A 3,474-nucleotide genomic window follows, 5' to 3' on the forward strand; every position below is an offset into this window, starting at 1 on the left:
TGATCGCCCCGAACCGGAAGAAACGGGCCAAAACGCAAGATGGCCGCCCCTTGCGGCGTTACCGCCGCCGCTGGAAAGTCGAGCGGTTGTTCGCCTGGTTGCAAAACTTCCGCCGCCTTGTCGTAAGATACGAATTTCATGCAGAAAACTTTCTGGCAATGGCGCAACTAGGCTGCATCATGATTTTTCTCAGATTGATTATGAGATGACTTCTATTGCATTTTTGTGTGCAAAGAAAACACTCCTTAATTTTCATAATATTGAGGACTTATGGAACGATCTTACTACAATGCCCGCGTATCAGACTTTATAGAGGAAACACCGCATTCAATCCTTGGCAAGCTCACGGAAAATCACCCCTTCGCGCTTGAAGATTTGCAGCGTAATTCGTGGATCGCAGAAATCAACATACTCAAGCGAGAGTTGCGAGAATTTGAAGAGGGGCACATCATCTTCGAATACACAATTCCTCGCGTGGGCAGCAGGATTGACATTGTTTTGATTCATCAGGGTATAGTTTTTCTTATTGAGTGTAAAATTGGTGAAACACAGTTTCCACGCCACGCAATAAACCAGGTAACAGACTACGCGCTGGACTTACAGGACTTTCATGAAGAAAGCCACCGCACACTGCTTGTTCCCATCCTAATGGCGAGTCGTGCAAGCAGCCATGAATTTAGCTCTACGTACTTAAAGAGCAATATTACAAATGTTCAATGCTGCAACGAAAAAACGCTACATCAAGTCATAATGGAATCGCTCGCATCATTTCCACACGGCAATGTATCTCCTACATCGTGGATGAATTCATGCTACAAACCTACCCCGACAATCATTGAGGCTGCACAAGCCCTTTACCGCAATCACTCCGTTGAAAACATATCCAGAAACGATGCCAGCGCGTATAATCTTACACGAACCACGCAGGCCATTGACGAAATCATCGAAAGCACAAAGTGCAAAAGAGAAAAGGCCATTTGCTTTATTACAGGTGTTCCTGGGGCCGGAAAAACTCTTGCGGGCCTAAATATTGCCATTGACCGCCAGCGTATCGATGCCAATGAACATGCGGTATTTTTATCAGGAAACGGTCCTTTGGTTGCTGTGCTACAAGAGGCTCTGGCTCGCGATCAGCAGCAACATTCAAGTACCAAAAAAACTGAAGCTACGAGAAAAGCAAAAGAATTTATACAAATCATTCACCACTTCAGAGATGATGCCATTGCCACCACGAAGGCTCCTATAGAGAAGGTTGCCATTTTTGATGAGGCCCAGCGCGCTTGGACCTTGCCAATGCTTGAATCATTTATGCGGCGAAAAAAGGGTAAAACAAGTTTTGCCATGTCGGAACCTGAATTTTTAATAAGTGTTATGGATCGCCATGACGATTGGCAGTCATTATTTGCCTGATAGGCGGCGGGCAAGAGATCAATACAGGTGAAGCAGCTTAGCAGAGTGGTTTACGGCGCTCAAAATGCACTTCCCCAAATGGCAGGTCTATGTTTCCAACCAGATTGCAGACAGGAGTATTCGCGAGATCTTCCCGTAGAAACCCTCCTCAGTGGCACACGTTATACGTTTGTGTCAGACTTACATCTGGCCGTGTCTCTACGCTCATATAGAAGTGAAAACATGGCGGCGTTTGTGAAAGCGTTGCTCGATTTTGAAGAGAGCACGGCGCGAGATCTCTACGCCAAGGTATCACAAGCGTACCCCATCCTCATGACGCGCAACATTGAAAGCGCGAAGGCATGGGTCCGAGAGCAGGCAAAAGGTACCCAGCGCTATGGTATAGTTGCAAGTTCAGGAGCAAAAAGACTCAAGAAATATAGCGCTTGGGTACAAAGCAAGATTGATGCTGTCCAGTGGTTTCTGAATGGTAATGAAGACGTACGTTCTTCCTTTTTTTTGGAAGATACGGCTACAGAATTTGATATCCAGGGTCTAGAACTCGACTGGACCATCGTGTGTTGGGACGCAAACCTGCGTATTGAATTGCACGGATTAGAGTATTATTCTTTTTCGGGAAGCCGCTGGAGGAACATCCGTAAAGTAAAAAACAGGGAATATCTCAAAAATTCCTATCGCGTACTTCTCACAAGAGCTCGGCAAGGTTTTATAATTTTCATCCCCTATGGCGACAATTCCGATGAAACACGGCAAAAACCTTACTACGATGGTATATATTATTATCTGAAGCGAATTGGGATTAGAGAAATCTAGATAGTATAGTCACGAGGTGAAGCCCATAAAAAGATACATCTGATCTGGATATCGGCCAAGAATGGGGCTGCATTTTTCGCGTATCGGGTCGCAATGCCGCGCCATCGCTTCAAATGGAGGAACGCGTCCTCTATCAGGTGCCGGGCCTTGTAAAGCTCTTTGTCGCACTCACCGCTGCTCTTTGCGGTTTTTCTTCGGGGGAATGACCGTTTCCATTCCCTGTTTTTCAGCTTGGGCGGGAATCTCATCCGTGTCGTAGCCCTTGTCCGCCAAAAGCTTTTCCGCCGTGAATCCGCCAATCAGAGCGATTGCCTGAGTGCAATCTGCTGTTGTACCTTGTGTAACAAAAGCCCTGACCGGCATACCATGCGCATCCACGGCCAGATGCAATGATGTTTCGTTTTGTACCCAATAACGGCATCACTGAAGGCTTTCACCGGAAAATGAAGCTGATTCAACGCCGAGCTTATGGGTTCAGGAATTTCGAAAACTACAGGTTGCGCGTACGCGTACTTTGCGGGTAGGAAATATGAATTCGCTCGGAAAGGATTCTCTGGGCTTCCGCCCCTCTTTTTGGGGTAGACCCGGAAGCACTCTATATTCACACAGTTAGAAAACGAAAAAGCGCTTATGGGCAGGATCCCATAAGCGCTTGAATTTCCGGCTTTAGCCAGTTGAGCGAAGCGAAACAGAAAACCACCCGCTGTGCGGGTGGTGACAAAGGTTATACCCCAAAAAACACCTTTTCCATACGATAGGGTTACTCAAGCTCTATCGTAACCAACGGGAAAGGTGTTTTTTATGGGAACCAAGGGCTCACACAAAATGGCTGTGCAAGTATCATATCGTGTTCGCGCCCAAGTACAGGCGGAAAATAATCTTCGCGAGCCTTCGCGAAAGCATAGGTGAGATATTACGAAACTTGTGTACATACAAGGGGGTTGAAATACTGGAGGGTCACCTCATGCCAGATCATGTGCATATGTTGGCAAGTATCCCTCCGAAAATAAGCGTGTCGAGTTTTATGGGGTACCTGAAGGGCAAGAGTTTCCTGATGATTTTTGATAAGCACGCGAACTTGAAATACAAGTTCGGCAACCGAAAGTTTTGGGCCGAAGGGTACTATGTAAGTACAGTAGGCCTGAATGAAGCGACGATCAAAAAATACATCCAGCAGCAGGAAAAGCATGACATCATGCAAGACAAGTTGAGTACACGCGAGTATGCAGACCCCTTCAAGGGGTAGCCAAG

4 protein-coding genes and 2 pseudogenes are annotated in these 3,474 nt (G+C 46.5%); 5 read left to right on the forward strand and 1 reads right to left on the reverse strand.

Annotated features, from left to right (window positions below; translation table 11 throughout):
* The 3 genes from EII23_RS11650 to EII23_RS13195 all read left to right on the forward strand — a co-directional run.
* The coding region (locus tag EII23_RS11650; RefSeq protein WP_148091261.1) for a transposase at window positions 1-209 on the forward strand (209 nt) is incomplete at its 5' end.
* 61 nt (window positions 210-270) lie between these two features.
* Entirely contained in the window at window positions 271-1,410 is a 1,140-nt protein-coding gene (locus tag EII23_RS13190) for a DNA/RNA helicase domain-containing protein (protein WP_221620400.1), read from the forward strand.
* Between the two features lie 78 nt (window positions 1,411-1,488).
* Window positions 1,489-2,223 (forward strand): DUF2075 domain-containing protein, encoded by a 735-nt coding sequence (locus tag EII23_RS13195; protein WP_260424710.1) that lies wholly within the window; start codon window positions 1,489-1,491, stop codon window positions 2,221-2,223.
* Here EII23_RS13195 and EII23_RS13515 read toward each other — a convergent pair.
* Window positions 2,220-2,619, reverse strand: a pseudogene (locus EII23_RS13515) (IS5 family transposase); the annotation flags it as partial. The gene EII23_RS13195 and the pseudogene EII23_RS13515 sit on opposite strands and share 4 nt — an antisense overlap.
* On the opposite strand from EII23_RS13515, the pseudogene EII23_RS11670 reads away from it, so the two are divergent.
* Together EII23_RS11670 and tnpA are read left to right on the forward strand one after the other, a co-directional pair.
* Window positions 2,616-2,747 (forward strand): annotated as a pseudogene (locus tag EII23_RS11670) (transposase); the annotation flags it as partial. The pseudogenes EII23_RS13515 and EII23_RS11670 overlap by 4 nt on opposite strands.
* Before the next feature lie 230 nt (window positions 2,748-2,977).
* On the forward strand, window positions 2,978-3,469 hold the full coding sequence (tnpA, locus tag EII23_RS11675) for an IS200/IS605 family transposase (RefSeq protein WP_124793514.1): 492 nt from the start codon (window positions 2,978-2,980) through the stop codon (window positions 3,467-3,469).
* Window positions 3,470-3,474: the final 5 nt, after the last annotated feature.

The organism is Desulfovibrio sp. OH1186_COT-070 (assembly GCF_003860215.1).
Taxonomy (GTDB): Bacteria; Desulfobacterota; Desulfovibrionia; order Desulfovibrionales; family Desulfovibrionaceae; genus Desulfovibrio.